Consider the following 13,192-nt stretch of genomic DNA (forward strand, 5'->3'; position numbering starts at 1 on the left):
GCCGGAGCCATGGCAAACCCGCCGGCAATGTGTATCGACGCCCACAGCGCTGGGACTCCGGCAAACAGCCGGTTGACCGAAGCCTCGTCGGCGAGGTCCGCGGGACCCACCAGCTTGACCTGCTTCTTCTCACGATAGGAGAAGCGTTCGGCCTCCTGCTCGTGCAGCCAAGGCACGGTGCAGGCGGCACCCGCCTCGACAAGGGCCCCTACGACGGCTGCGCCGAGCGCGCCGGTGCCGCCCGTCACCACCACATCCCGACCGTCAAACGGCATGGCAACCTCCCAGCCTGACTAGACATTGGCGATGTTAGCAGGGCGGAGGCGCCCCGGCTATTTGACGGCAAGCACCTTGGCGGCGAGCGCGGTATCGAGAAACTCGATGAAGGAGGTGACCTGGCCGTTGGCCACGGTGATGAAGTCGGCGAGCTCCCGAGAACATCTGCCCGGTCTTGGTGTAGAGGAAGCTCGCCTGCCAGCGGACCGCGGCGCTCGGCCCGTCGATCAGCATCTCATTGATGGTAAAGTCGCTGACCTCGAAGTTTGCGATCATGCCCTGCATCAGGCTCCTGATGCCGGCATTGCCCTTGACCAAAGTCGGCATCGGGCTCGCATCGTCGGTGCCTGCGACCTGAAATGTCGCGTTGGGGGCGAACAGCCTGGTGATGGTCTCGAGGTCGCCGCGCACCCGCGCCGCGTAGAGTTCCTCCAACAGATCTTCGATGGCTTGCCGGCCGGTCACGGCGCCCCTCTCCTCTTTGCATCTTCAGGCGGAAGGTCAGGATCGGACTGATTGAGCAGGATCAGCACCGCGAGCACCGCCATGTAGAAGCGGAAAGCCGCTTCCTGGCCGTTCCAGGTCTTCGACTGCCACATGTCGAACCACTCGCCGGCGACGACCATGAAGCCGAAAAACCAAACGAAGAATGCGACCAGTCCACCGGCGATGGCATAGGCCTTGGCGCGATTGAACGCAGCGCCTGGAGCACGGAGCGCGCGCGTCATTTGGACGGCACCGGCGAGAAAGAGGGCGCCGGTGACACCCTCGGCAATGATGATCAGCGCGTACACCAACCGCCAAAGAGTCGGGTTGGTGATGGCACGGGACCTCAGCTCGTTGCCCGGGAAGGTCGTATCCATGCTCAACACATGCTGCACGAACTCGTAATTGGCGTTGTAGTCGGAGATGTTGTTGAAGGCGACGAGCAGGCAAAAGAGCGCGAGCACCAGGCACATCGCGATCTTGGTGAGGCGCGTGATCAGCATGGGTGAGGACTATTCATGATCGACCGCCCTCTGTCATGCCCGGCTTTGGACCGGGCATCTACGTCCTTTTCCAGCGTCCTTCGTAAAAACGTGGATGGCCGGGACAAGCCCGGCCATGACGAAGGTAACTGTGATGGCTGACGAAGTCAGTTCTTGCTCTTGTCGACCAAAGCGCGCTCGGCGATCCACGGCATCATGCCGCGCAGGCGCTTGCCAACCTCTTCCATCTCGTGGCTGTCGCATTTGGCGCGCATCGCCTTGAACGACGTCTGGTTGACGCGGTTCTCCAGCATCCAATCCTTGGCGAACTTGCCGGACTGGATGTCGTCGAGGATCTCTCTCATCGCCTCGCGGCTTGCCTTGCCCACCACGCGCGGGCCCGAGACATACTCGCCATACTCGGCAGTGTTCGACACGGAGTAGTTCATATTGGCGATGCCGCCCTCATAGATGAGATCGACGATCAGCTTCACCTCGTGCACGCATTCGAAATAGGCCATCTCCGGCGCGTAGCCGGCCTCGACCAAAGTCTCGTAGCCGTTCCGCATAAGCTCGACGAGGCCGCCGCACAGGACCGACTGCTCGCCGAAGAGATCGGTCTCGCATTCCTCGCGAAAGGTGGTCTCGATGATGCCGGCGCGGCCGCCGCCGATCCCTGCGGCGTAAGAGAGCGTCAGATCGTGGGCATTGCCCGAGGCGTCCTGGGCGATGGCCAAAAGACAGGGGACGCCCGCGCCGCGCACATATTCGGCGCGCACGGTGTGGCCCGGACCCTTCGGCGCCACCATGCAGATGTCCATGTCGGCGCGCGGCTCGATCAGATTGAAGTGGATGTTGAGGCCGTGGGCGAAGAACAGCGCCGTGCCCTGCCGCATATTGGGCTTGAGGTCGTGCTCCCAGATGCCGGCCTGGAGCTCGTCGGGCGCGAGCAGCATCACCACGTCGGCCCATTTGGCGGCTTCGGCCACGTCCATCACCTTCAGGCCTGCCTTCTCGGCCTTCGGCGCTGATTTGGAACCGGCCCGCAAGCCGACGGCGACGTTGGCCACGCCTGAATCGCGCAAATTCAGCGCGTGCGCGTGGCCCTGGCTGCCATAGCCGACGATGGCGACCTTCTTACCCTTGATCAGATTGAGATCGGCATCCCGATCGTAATAGACGCGCATGCGCTTTCCCCTACTCTGAAGTTCACTGACGCCTTGGTTCGCGCGCGTTTGTGCCGCCCGGCGGCGGAATTTGCAAGTGGCCCACTAGGCCGCGAAGTCACGAGTCGGGATGCCAAGCAATGAAGCCAACCGGCCGCGAACCTCGGCAAGAAAGTCTAATGGTACGGACTCCACGAAATCGAACATGCGCTGTGACCGATCTATCGTTCGTACTTGATCGACCAGAACGAAGCCTCGCGTGCTGCACGTCAGGGGAAGAGCGACGTCGAACGGCCATTCCCGCTTGGTCGTGGTGATGGGACAAACAACGGATCGATATGACATCTGATGATACGAAAGAGCAGTGATGAAAAGCGCGGGGCGACGGCCTGCTTGCTCAGTCCCCAGAATTGGGCCGAACTCAACCCAGGCGATGTCGCCGGCGTCGGGCAGCATGCTTCTCGTGGATATTTTCAGGTGTTATCTCGCCGCGCGAATACTCGTCCTCGGGAAGTATTTCAGCGCCAACGTCGGATCCCCAATCGACCATAGGGGGCGGCTCTGTGCCCGGCTTGATCTGCGCGAGGAGATCTTCCAGACGATAGTATGGAATCTTCGGCTCGTTTCCCGTCTCAATGACGAGCCGGGGCCCCTCAACTCTCAGGTCCAAGGTTTTTCCAGCCGTAAGGCCAGCCTCCTCGGCCAACGCCTTAGGCAGGCGAACCGCTAGGCTATTGCCCCATTTGGCAATTTTGACTTTCATCGCTCAAACCTCATCCGGATATACAATGTATATCCGAGCGCCTGGAAACTCAAGCGAGGCTACATTCGCTCGGCGCCGCGGGAGATGGCGGCAAGGCCGGTACGCGAGACTTCGACCAGTCCGAGCGGCTGCATCAGGACGATGAACTGCTCGATCTTGGAGAGCCTGCCGGTGATCTCGAAGATGAAATGCTCGGTCGAGGCGTCGATGACGGAGGCGCGGAAGGCTTCGGCGAGCCGCAAGGCCTCGACCCGCTTCTCGCCCTTGCCGGCCACCTTGACCAGGGCAAGCTCGCGCTCGACCGGATTGCCGAGAAGCGTGAGATCGGTGACCGAATGGACCGGGACCAGCCTTTCGAGCTGGTGCTTGATCTGCTCGATGACCATGGGCGGGCCCGAGGTGACGACGGTGATGCGCGACAGATGCGCCTCGTGCTCGGTCTCCGACACGGTAAGCGAGTCGATATTCCAGCCGCGCCCCGAGAACAGGCCGACGACGCGGGCGAGCACGCCAGGCTCGTTGTCGACGAGCACGCTCATGGTGTGCGTCTCGGGCTTCTCCTCGCGCTTCTCAAGCGGATATGCCGATCCAGGCTGGGTCATCACATTCATACCGTTCCGCGATGCGCGCTAGTGCGCGGCATCCTCCTCCTTCGCTCCCTCTTTGCTGCCAAGCTCGATCATGCGGAGCGCCACCGCGATCAGCAGGATCGAGGCAGGGAGCACCAGCATCGACCATTGCAGATGACCGTTGGCCTCCACCACGATGCGGGCGAAGATCACGATCAGCACCACGATGACGACCTCGGCCAACGTGGCCTTGAGCTGTCCGACGCCGCCGACCTTCATCCACACCGGCAGCCGGCCGCCATAGCCCTCAGGCAGCGTGAAGACGAAGCCGATGGCGATGCCATAGGCGAAGATCACGAGCACGATACCGAACAAGAAGGAATCCACTGCTTCCAGCACCGGCACTGTGACCTGCCTTTGCGCGGCGTCGCCCACGGTCATGATGGTGTGCCAGGCCTCGTGCAGATAGAAGCCGCCTTGCAGGAACATGAGCAACGCGCCGAGCATCGCTCCCGCGGAGCCGATCAGCATGATGGCTCTTAGGCTAAGGAAGACTGTGAGGAGTCGATGCGTGTCCATTACACCATCACCTTGCCTTCTTCGGTGATGGCCTTCTCCAGATCCTCTTCGGTGAGGTCGTCCCCCATCAGCATGTGATTATGGGCCTCGCCGCTCGGGATCATCGGGAAGCAATTGGCGTGCTTGTCGACGCGGCAGTCGAAGATCACCGGCCGCTTCACCGCGATCATCTCGCGAATGGCGTCGTCGAGCTCCGACGGCTTCTCGGCGCGGATGCCCACCCCTTGATAGGCCTCGGCCAGCTTGACGAAATCTGGCAACGCCGCGGTGTAGGAGTGCGAGTAGCGGCCGCCATGCAGGAGTTCCTGCCACTGACGTACCATGCCCATATATTCGTTGTTGATGATGAAGATCTTGATCGGCAGGTCGTACTGGGCCGCCGTCGACATCTCCTGCATGGTCATCAGTACAGAGGCTTCGCCGGCGATGTCGATGACGAGCGAGTCAGGGTGCGCCACCTGCACGCCGACCGCGGACGGCAGCCCATAGCCCATGGTGCCGAGACCGCCCGACGTCATCCAGCGGTTGGGCTCCTCGAATTTGAAGAACTGCGCCGCCCACATCTGGTGCTGGCCGACTTCGGTGGTGATGTAGGTGTCGTGGCCGCGGGTCAGCGCGTAAAGCCGCTCGATGGCGTATTGCGGCATGATCACGTCGTCGCGCCTGCGATAGTGCAGGCATTTGCGCCCCCGCCAGCGGTCGATCTCGGCCCACCAGGATTTTAGCGCGGCCTTGTCGATCTTCGGCTTCTTCGCCTTCCAGACCTCGATCATCTGCTCGAGCACGCGGGCGCAGTCGCCGACGATCGGCAGGTCGACATGCACGTTCTTGTTGATCGATGAGCGGTCGATATCGACGTGGATCTTCGTCGACCCGGGCGAGAAGGCGTCGACCCTGCCGGTGATGCGGTCGTCGAAGCGGGCGCCGATGCAGATCATCACGTCGCAATCGTGCATGGCGTTGTTCGCCTCGAAGGTACCATGCATGCCGAGCATGCCGAGCCATTGCTTGTCGGAAGCCGGATAGGCGCCGAGCCCCATCAGGGTCGAGGTTATGGGATAGCCGGTCATGCGCACGAATTCGCGCAAGCGCTTGCTCGCTTCGGGCCCTGAATTGATGATGCCGCCGCCGGAGTAGACGATCGGCCGCTTGGCATTGGCGATGAGGTCGATAGCGGCGGCAACCGCGCGCTCGTCGCCGTCCACCTGCGGCCGATAGCTCTTATGCTGCGAGTTGGTGAGGCCGGTGTAGAGGCCTCGCGCGAACTGGATGTCCTTGGGGATGTCCACGACGACAGGCCCGGGGCGCCCGGTGCGCGCGACGTAGAACGCCTCATGCAGGACGCGGCTCAGATTGTTCACGTCCTTCACGAGGTAATTGTGCTTGGTGCAGGGCCTGGTGATGCCGACCGTGTCGCATTCCTGGAACGCGTCATTGCCGATGAGGTGGGTCGGTACCTGGCCGGTGATGCAGACGATGGGGATCGAATCCATCAGCGCGTCGGTCAGGCCGGTCACCGCGTTGGTGGCGCCGGGGCCTGAGGTGACGAGCACGCAGCCGACCTTGCCGGTCGAGCGGGCATAGCCTTCGGCGGCGTGGACCGCGCCCTGCTCGTGACGGACGAGAATGTGCTTCAGCCTGGTTTGCTTGAACAGCTCGTCATAGATCGGAAGCACGGCGCCGCCCGGGTAGCCGAAAATAACCTCGACCCCTTGGTCGGCCAGAGCTTGCAGCACCATCTCGGCGCCAGTCATTGCGCGTGACATTTATACGTCTCTCAGTTTCGCTCGGCTTGCCGGCCTTGCGTGTCCACTTCCGTCAAATCTCGGGGAAGGCCCAAATGCGGCGCGACCCTACGGCTTCGAGGTCAGAGGGTCAACGTTAAATGCAAATGAATGAAAAATTTGGTGCCATATAGCTTTCTGAACATTTCAATTTGTCGATTTCTACGCAATTTTATTGCCTTTTGCCTAAGACGACCACCCTATTGGCCCTTGGCACTAGTCTGCCCCTAGGCACCTAGACATTCCTTGCCATTGCGCCTATGTGCATCGCACAAATGGATCGCGTCCGCCTCATCCGGCGTTAACGGTCAGCCTTTGTAACTTCCTCCCATCGCATTTCTGTGCGGAATGACGCGGGCCCTCAGCGAAACCCCTGCTGCAAACGGTACCGACAGCGAGGCGCAGCGGCGAACATTCTGGCCGCTGACGCTTGGCTGCATGGGCGTCGTTTACGGCGACATCGGCACCAGCCCGCTGTACGCGTTTCGCGTGGCGCTCGATGCGGCCGGCGGCTCGCAGGGCGATCTCTCGCGGGCAACGGTCATCGGCGTGTTGTCGCTGATCCTGTGGGCCCTGTTCCTCGTCGTCACCGCCAAATATGTGCTCATTTTGCTCCGCGCCGACAACAAGGGTGAAGGCGGCACATTGTCCCTGATGGCGCTTGCCCAACGGGCACTTCACTCGGCACGCGCGCAATTCGTGGTGTTGCTGCTCGGCATGATAGCGGCCGCCCTGTTCTACGGCGATGCGCTGCTCACCCCCGCCATTTCGGTGCTGTCGGCCGTGGAAGGCTTGGAGGTGGCGGCGCCGCAGCTCCAGAGTTACGTAGTGCCGATCACGGTGCTGATCCTGGTCGCGCTCTTTGCCGTGCAGTCGCGTGGCACCGCTCATGTCGCCTCGTTTTTCGGGCCGGTGATGACGCTGTGGTTCATCGCCCTCGGTGTGGCCGGGCTCATTCATATTGCCGACGATCCGGGCGTGCTCGCGGCTCTCAATCCGGTCCATGCCGTCGGCTTCATCGTCACCCATGGCACAATCGGGCTGGTCACGCTCGGAGCCGTGTTCCTCGCTGTTACCGGTGCCGAAGCGCTTTATGCCGACCTCGGCCATTTCGGGCGGAAGCCGATCCAAACTGCGTGGCTTTACTTCGTGCTGCCGGCGCTTGCCCTGAACTATCTCGGACAAGGGGCGCTTGTGTTGTCCGACCCGACGGCGATCGCCAACCCGTTCTACCGGATGGTTCCGCCATGGGCGCTTTACCCGATGATCGCGCTCGCCACCGCAGCCACGGTGATCGCGAGTCAAGCCGTGATCACCGGGGCCTTCTCGCTGACCAATCAGGCCGTGCAGCTCGGGCTGCTGCCGCGCCTCCAGATCAGGCGCACCTCGGAGACGCAGGCCGGTCAGATCTACATCCCGCGCATAAGAGGGCTCTTGCTCGTCGGCACGATCCTCCTGGTCGTCCTGTTCCAGTCGTCCAACGGTCTTGCCTCTGCCTATGGCGTGGCCGTTGCCGGCACCATGCTGGTCGACGGGGTGATGGCGTTCATCGTGATCTGGCGCGTGTGGAAGTGGGCCCTGTGGGCGGCAATGGCGCTAATGATTCCCTTTGTCCTGATCGACTTCACCTTCTTTGGGGCCAATTTGCTGAAGGTGCTGCATGGCGGCTGGGTGCCGCTTTTGATCGGCGTCTGTCTGCTGATTGTTATGCTCACCTGGCACCGAGGAGCGCGGATTCTCGCCGCCAAGACGCGGCGGCTCGAGACCCCCATCGACCTGCTGCTCAAGTCACTGGCGAAAAGCGAGCCTCGCCGCGTGCCCGGCACCGCCGTCTTCCTCACCGCGGCACCGGAGAGCGCGCCGACCGCGTTGCTGCACAGCCTCAAGCACTACAAGGTGCTGCATGAGAGCAATGTGATCCTCACCATCGTCACCGAGAACATCCCAAGGGTCTCTCCGCAGGACCGGGTGAAGATGGAACCGCTGAGTGACGGCTTCATGCGCGTCATCCTGCATTTTGGCTTCATGGAGACACCCAACATTCCGCGCGCGCTCGCCATCGCGCGGAAGCTCGGCTGGACCTTCGACATCATGTCGACCTCGTTCTTCCTGTCGCGGCGCTCGGTCAGGCCAGACGCGCGATCCGGCATGCCCGCATGGCAGGACAGGCTTTTCATCTTCCTCGCGCAAAACGCCGACGACGCGTCGAGCTATTTCCAGCTGCCCACTGATCGCGTGGTCGAAATCGGGACGCAGATCACAGTCTAGGTTTCAGTCCGCGCGGCCTTAACGGCACCGTTCTTGCCCATCAATCCTTTAGATGGACACTCACAATTCGACTACGTAGACAATGATCACGGTTAGGCCTATGCCGTCTCGGCTGAATGTGGACCGCGATCGACACGGTGTTCATGCCTTACCGCTTCGCGTCCCAGCGCCTCCAGATGCCCCACACCCTCACCGCAAACACGGCCGCTGACGGAGCGGCTTCCGAGGCTCCGGACAGGCCCAATTTTTGGGCGCTGACGCTCGGATGCATCGGCGTCGTCTACGGCGACATCGGCACGAGCCCGCTTTATGCCTTGCGCGAATCCGTGCTGGCGGCGACGGACGGCGACCATGCCGCGACCAAGCCCGTCATCCTCGGGATCCTGTCGCTCATCGTGTGGGCGCTGATCCTCATCGTCACGGTCAAGTACGTGCTGATCCTACTCCGCGCCGACAATGACGGAGAAGGCGGCACGCTTGCCTTGATGGCGCTCGCCAATCGTGCGCTCGGCGGCAGGAGCCTCGTTATCATTCTGCTCGGGATTGTTAGCGCCGCCCTGTTCTACGGCGACGCACTGATCACCCCGGCGATCTCGGTGCTGTCGGCGGTGGAAGGTCTTTCAATAGCCACGCCTGCTTTAGAGTCTTACGTCGTCCCGTTTACCTTTTTGATTCTGTTTGCCTTATTTGCCGTGCAGTCGCGCGGCACCGCAAGGGTGGCCGCCTTCTTCGGGCCGATCACACTCGTCTGGTTCATCGCCATCGCCGCCGCCGGAGGTGCGCACATCGCGCAGAACCTTGGCGTGCTCGCTGCGTTCAATCCCGCCCATGGCGTGAAATTCTTGGCCAGCCATGGATGGATTGGACTCGCGACGCTCGGCGCCGTGTTTCTCGCGGTCACCGGTTGCGAGGCGCTCTACGCCGATCTCGGTCATTTCGGCAAAGGCCCGATCCAGACTGCGTGGCTCACCGTCGCTCTGCCGGCCCTCACGCTCAATTATTTCGGTCAGGGAGCGTTGCTGCTCGCCACGCCGGAGGCGATCGAAAGCCCCTTCTATCTGCTTTTTCCCAGCTGGGCGCTGCTTCCCATGGTGGGGCTCGCCACCGCCGCCACGGTCATCGCCAGCCAAGCCGTCATCACAGGCGCCTTCTCGCTCACCAACCAGGCCATACAGCTCGGTCTCCTGCCGCGGCTGCACATCCAGCGCACCTCTGAGACGCTGGCCGGACAAATCTATATCCCGCGCGTCAACGGCATGCTGTTGATCGGCGTGCTCTTCCTTGTGGCGGAGTTCCAATCGTCAAGCGCTCTTGCCTCAGCCTATGGCATTGCCGTGAGTGGCACCATGGTGGTGACGGCGATGATGGCGTTCGTGGTGATCTGGAAAACCTGGAAGTGGCCGCTCTGGGCGGCTTCGGCGTTGATCGTGCCCTTCTTTCTCATCGACACCACCTTCCTCACCGCCAACATGCTCAAGGTGTTCCATGGCGGATGGGTACCGCTCCTCTTCGGCGGCTTTGTCATCGTGGTCATGCTGACGTGGCGGCGGGGCGCGAAGATCCTGGCCGCCAAGACGCGGAAGCTGGAAACGCCCATCCGCGAACTGATCGAGTCGCTGGAGAAGAAGCCGCGGGCGCGGGTGCCGGGCACCGCCGTGTTCCTGACCGCCACGCCTGACAGCGCGCCGACCGCGCTCCTGCACAGCCTGAAGCACTACAAGGTGCTGCACGCGAACAACGTGATCCTCACCATCATCACCGAGAGCGTCCCGAGGATCCCTGCCGAGGACCGCGTGGAGATCGAGCCGCTCGGCGATAGCTTCCTTCGGGTCGTGCTGCATTACGGCTTCATGGAAGCGCCGAACGTGCCAAAGGCGCTCGCCATCGCGCGGAAGCTTGGCTGGACCTTCGATATCATGTCGACATCGTTCTTCTTGTCGCGCCGCTCGGTGCGGCCGGATCCGCGATCAGGCATGCCGGCGTGGCAGGACAGGCTGTTCATCTTTCTTGCGCAAAACGCCGACGACGCGTCGAGCTATTTCCAGCTGCCAACCGACCGCGTGGTCGAGATCGGCACCCAGGTCACCGTGTAGCGAGCATAGCGGTCGCCGCCACGATGGCGGTGCTGGCGTCGGGAAACCACTGCCAATCGGACATGAAACGCCGCAGCCAAGTCATCTGCCGCTTGGCGTAGCGACGGCTCTCGGTCTTGACCTTCGCCACCGCCTCCTCCCGTGTCAGCACGCCCGACAAATACGCCGCCAGTTCGTGCACGCCGTGCGCCCGCATGGCCGGAAGTCCGGGATCGAGCTCAAGGTCGAGGAGCGCGCGCACCTCTTCGATCGCGCCTTGCTCGATCATGCGATCGAAGCGTGCATCGATCGCGGCGTAGAGCGGCTCCCGCTCCGGTGCAATGACGAGGCGCAGGACGTCACTTGGCGCGAGTAGCGGGGCGGCGTTTCCTCCCTGCCACTCGGCCAGCGAGATGCCTGTCGCGTCGATCACCTCGAGCGCACGCACGATGCGTTGCGGATCGGCCGGCCTGAGTCTGGACGCCATAGCCGGATCGCGCGTGGCAAGCTCTTTGTGCAGGGCCTCGCGGCTAGACTTGGCGGCTTGTTCCCGCCAATAGGACCGCATTTCGGCGGGGATATCGGGGACCGGCGCGAGCCCCTCGGTCAGCGCCTTGAAATAGAGGCCGGTGCCGCCGACCAGGATCGGCAACCTCCCCTCGCCACGCGCTTCTGCCAGGGCCTGGGCCACGTCATCGAGCCAGCGTCCGACGGAACAGGCTTGCGCCGCGGAGACGGTGCCGTAGAGGCGATGGGGGGCGCAGGCCTCTTCGCTTTGGCTCGGCCGCGCCGTGAGCACGCGAAGCTCGCGATAGACTTGCATGGAATCGGCGTTGATGACCGTGCCACCGAAGCGGGCGGCGAGCTCGAGGCCCACCCCCGATTTGCCGCTCGCCGTCGGACCCGCGATCAGGACGGCGCGCGTCACGCGGATCTGACCGCCGAGTGCTTTGTACTGGCTAGCCGAGGGGAAGCGCCACGAAATGGTAGACTCCCTTGGCATCCGCGACGAAAAGCACAACAGTCTGCCGCCCAGTCTTCTTGACCGCCGCGACCCGGGCAAGGACATCTTCCGGGTCGCTGACCGTCTGCTGGCCCACTTCGAGAATGACGTCACCAGGCTTCAACTTCTGGGCCGCAGGGCTATCCGCCTCGACTTTGGTGATCACTACGCCTTCGACGGTCTTGCCGATATGGAATTGGTCGCGCAGCTCTGCGGTGAGCGGGGCGATCGAGAGGCCGAGCAACTCTTCGTGGTCCGGCTCCTCTTGCGGCTCATCGGCGTCGGGACTTGGCTCGGCCTCGGCTTCTGCCTGCTCGGCTTCCTCGGGAAGCCTGCCAACGCTCACGGTCAAGTGGAGCACCTCGCCGGCACGCTGGACCTCGATGTCGACGGGTTTGCCGATGGGCGTGGAGGCGACCGCCTTCGGCAGGCTGCGCACGGTCTCAACCGGCTGGCCGTCAAATTTGAGGATGATGTCGCTCGGCTTCAAACCCGCGACTTCGGCGGGGCTTCCGGGTGCGATGCTCGCAACAAGAGCCCCTACCGGCTCCTGCAGCCCCATGCTCGTGGCGATTTCGCCGGTCACGTTTTGCACATGCACGCCGAGCCAGCCCCGGCGGGTCTCGCCGAATTGCTTCAGCTGGTCGACCACCTGCACCGCGCTGTTCGACGGCACGGCGAAGCCGATGCCGATCGAGCCGCCGGTCGGCGAGATGATGGCGGTGTTCACGCCGATGACCTCGCTGTCCATATTGAACAGCGGGCCGCCGGAATTGCCTCGGTTGATGGCGGCGTCGGTCTGGAGGAAATCGTCGTAGGGGCCTGAGTTGATGTCGCGCTTGGTGGCCGAGATGACGCCGACGGTGACCGTGCCGCCGAGGCCGAAGGGGTTGCCGATGGCCATGACCCAGTCCCCCACCCTCATCTTTGAGGAGTCCCCGAAGCGCGTGGCCTTAAGCGGCTGTTTAGGCTCGACCTTGAGCAGCGCAAGGTCGGTCTTCGGATCATGACCAAGGATCTTGGTGACCTTCAGTTTGGAACCGTCGGTAAAATTGACGATGATCTCGTCGGCGCCTTCGATGACGTGATTGTTGGTGACGATCAGCCCGGAGGGGTCGACGACAAAGCCCGAGCCGAGCGAGCTCACCTTGCGAGGCGGCCCCTCCTTGTTCTGATCGTCGAAGAAGTCGTTGAAGAACTCCTCGAAGGGCGAGCCTTTCGGTCCGGGGCCTGTCGGCTCGCTCTTCTCGGCGCTGCCCTTGAGCGTCTGGGTGGTGGAGATGTTGACCACGGTGTCCTGGAGGCCTTCGGCCACGCCAGCCACCGATTCAGGTCCGCGCGCCAGGCTCGCGGTGCCAAGCAGCGGCGGGACGGCAAAGACAAGCGCGAGCGCGGCAGCTTTGAGGCCGGAAGGCATGAATGGCCGCCTCCCCGCCGGAGCGCCGCGTGTCCACCCGCTCATCTCAACTGCTCCCAATCACCTAAGTGCAAGGGCGTCATGGTAGCGCAAATCACCGAGGCGTGGCAGAGAGAGTCGCGCGCCGCATCAAGAGCTAGCCGCGGACGAGCCAGACGACCGCAACGCCAACCGCAACGGCCACGGCGCCGGCCATGCGCAGGGAAGACTCGGGGGTTCCGGCGGTGGCCTCTAGCAGCTTTCGTCCAAGTCCGGGCCAGAGCGACCACAACAGGCCTTCGATCACAAGAACGAGGCCGATGGCAACGACAAGATCGCTCATGACGC

General features: G+C 62.9%; 14 protein-coding genes. 2 read left to right on the forward strand and 12 right to left on the reverse strand.

All coding sequences use genetic code 11. The annotated features are described in order from the left end of the window. The 9 genes from ACREC7_RS02375 to ACREC7_RS02415 form a co-directional block, all read right to left on the reverse strand. On the reverse strand, window positions 1-275 hold a 275-nt coding region (locus ACREC7_RS02375; RefSeq protein ID WP_431554087.1), incomplete at its 3' end, for an NmrA family NAD(P)-binding protein. Window positions 276-309: 34 nt separating this feature from the next. Continuing rightward, window positions 310-741 carry a nuclear transport factor 2 family protein gene (locus tag ACREC7_RS02380; protein WP_431554088.1) on the reverse strand — a complete coding sequence of 144 codons (432 nt, stop codon included), beginning with the start codon at window positions 739-741 and terminating at the stop codon, window positions 310-312. After that, complete coding sequence (locus ACREC7_RS02385; RefSeq protein ID WP_431554089.1) at window positions 738-1,265, reverse strand: DUF2165 family protein; 528 nt, start codon at window positions 1,263-1,265, stop codon at window positions 738-740. The genes ACREC7_RS02380 and ACREC7_RS02385 overlap by 4 nt, the downstream gene beginning before the upstream one ends. Window positions 1,266-1,411: 146 nt before the next feature. After that, window positions 1,412-2,431 carry a ketol-acid reductoisomerase gene (gene ilvC, locus ACREC7_RS02390; RefSeq protein WP_431554090.1) on the reverse strand — a complete coding sequence of 340 codons (1,020 nt, stop codon included), beginning with the start codon at window positions 2,429-2,431 and terminating at the stop codon, window positions 1,412-1,414. 84 nt (window positions 2,432-2,515) lie between these two features. Beyond that, entirely contained in the window at window positions 2,516-2,866 is a 351-nt protein-coding gene (locus ACREC7_RS02395) for a type II toxin-antitoxin system PemK/MazF family toxin (RefSeq protein WP_431554091.1), read from the reverse strand. After that, window positions 2,832-3,173, reverse strand: a complete 342-nt coding sequence (locus ACREC7_RS02400) for an AbrB/MazE/SpoVT family DNA-binding domain-containing protein (protein ID WP_431554092.1) — start codon at window positions 3,171-3,173, stop codon at window positions 2,832-2,834. Before ACREC7_RS02400 ends, ACREC7_RS02395 begins: the two co-directional genes overlap by 35 nt. 59 nt (window positions 3,174-3,232) lie before the next feature. Next, complete coding sequence (ilvN, locus tag ACREC7_RS02405) at window positions 3,233-3,784, reverse strand: acetolactate synthase small subunit (RefSeq protein WP_431554093.1); 552 nt, start codon at window positions 3,782-3,784, stop codon at window positions 3,233-3,235. An 18-nt stretch (window positions 3,785-3,802) separates the two neighbouring features. Next, window positions 3,803-4,321: a YqhA family protein gene (locus ACREC7_RS02410; protein WP_431554094.1), complete on the reverse strand. Its 519-nt coding sequence runs from the start codon at window positions 4,319-4,321 to the stop codon at window positions 3,803-3,805. Further along, window positions 4,321-6,087 (reverse strand): acetolactate synthase 3 large subunit, encoded by a 1,767-nt coding sequence (locus ACREC7_RS02415; protein ID WP_431554095.1) that lies wholly within the window; start codon window positions 6,085-6,087, stop codon window positions 4,321-4,323. The genes ACREC7_RS02410 and ACREC7_RS02415 overlap by 1 nt, the downstream gene beginning before the upstream one ends. Before the next feature lie 366 nt (window positions 6,088-6,453). Between ACREC7_RS02415 and ACREC7_RS02420 the strand changes: the two genes are divergently transcribed. Further along, window positions 6,454-8,373, forward strand: a complete 1,920-nt coding sequence (locus ACREC7_RS02420) for a potassium transporter Kup (protein ID WP_431554096.1) — start codon at window positions 6,454-6,456, stop codon at window positions 8,371-8,373. A gap of 176 nt (window positions 8,374-8,549) precedes the next feature. Next, window positions 8,550-10,466, forward strand: a complete 1,917-nt coding sequence (locus ACREC7_RS02425) for a potassium transporter Kup (RefSeq protein ID WP_431554134.1) — start codon at window positions 8,550-8,552, stop codon at window positions 10,464-10,466. On the opposite strand, the gene miaA is transcribed toward ACREC7_RS02425, so the two are convergent. From miaA to ACREC7_RS02440, 3 genes are all read right to left on the reverse strand, one after another. Next, window positions 10,456-11,373, reverse strand: coding sequence for a tRNA (adenosine(37)-N6)-dimethylallyltransferase MiaA (miaA, locus tag ACREC7_RS02430; protein WP_431554097.1), 918 nt, complete (start codon window positions 11,371-11,373; stop codon window positions 10,456-10,458). The two genes, ACREC7_RS02425 and miaA, sit on opposite strands and share 11 nt — an antisense overlap. A 31-nt stretch (window positions 11,374-11,404) precedes the next feature. Then, the gene (locus ACREC7_RS02435) at window positions 11,405-12,865 is read right to left on the reverse strand and encodes a Do family serine endopeptidase (RefSeq protein ID WP_431554098.1); all 1,461 of its coding nucleotides are present in this window, start codon (window positions 12,863-12,865) and stop codon (window positions 11,405-11,407) included. A 136-nt stretch (window positions 12,866-13,001) separates the two neighbouring features. After that, window positions 13,002-13,187, reverse strand: a complete 186-nt coding sequence (locus tag ACREC7_RS02440) for a DUF2065 domain-containing protein (protein ID WP_431554099.1) — start codon at window positions 13,185-13,187, stop codon at window positions 13,002-13,004. Between the last annotated feature and the right edge of the window lie 5 nt (window positions 13,188-13,192).

The organism is Methyloceanibacter sp., from assembly GCF_050728395.1.
GTDB lineage: Bacteria > Pseudomonadota > Alphaproteobacteria > Rhizobiales > Methyloligellaceae > Methyloceanibacter.

Coding starts and splice junctions, on each gene's coding strand:
- ACREC7_RS02415 (WP_431554095.1), bottom strand. CDS start 6,087: ATGTCACGCGCAATGACTGGCGCCGAGATGGTGCTGCAAGCTCTGGCC.
- ACREC7_RS02435 (WP_431554098.1), bottom strand. CDS start 12,865: ATGCCTTCCGGCCTCAAAGCTGCCGCGCTCGCGCTTGTCTTTGCCGTC.
- ilvC (WP_431554090.1), bottom strand. CDS start 2,431: ATGCGCGTCTATTACGATCGGGATGCCGATCTCAATCTGATCAAGGGT.
- ilvN (WP_431554093.1), bottom strand. CDS start 3,784: ATGAATGTGATGACCCAGCCTGGATCGGCATATCCGCTTGAGAAGCGC.
- ACREC7_RS02400 (WP_431554092.1), bottom strand. CDS start 3,173: ATGAAAGTCAAAATTGCCAAATGGGGCAATAGCCTAGCGGTTCGCCTG.
- ACREC7_RS02395 (WP_431554091.1), bottom strand. CDS start 2,866: ATGCTGCCCGACGCCGGCGACATCGCCTGGGTTGAGTTCGGCCCAATT.
- ACREC7_RS02410 (WP_431554094.1), bottom strand. CDS start 4,321: ATGGACACGCATCGACTCCTCACAGTCTTCCTTAGCCTAAGAGCCATC.
- ACREC7_RS02440 (WP_431554099.1), bottom strand. CDS start 13,187: ATGAGCGATCTTGTCGTTGCCATCGGCCTCGTTCTTGTGATCGAAGGC.
- ACREC7_RS02425 (WP_431554134.1), top strand. CDS start 8,550: ATGCCCCACACCCTCACCGCAAACACGGCCGCTGACGGAGCGGCTTCC.
- ACREC7_RS02420 (WP_431554096.1), top strand. CDS start 6,454: ATGACGCGGGCCCTCAGCGAAACCCCTGCTGCAAACGGTACCGACAGC.
- ACREC7_RS02385 (WP_431554089.1), bottom strand. CDS start 1,265: ATGCTGATCACGCGCCTCACCAAGATCGCGATGTGCCTGGTGCTCGCG.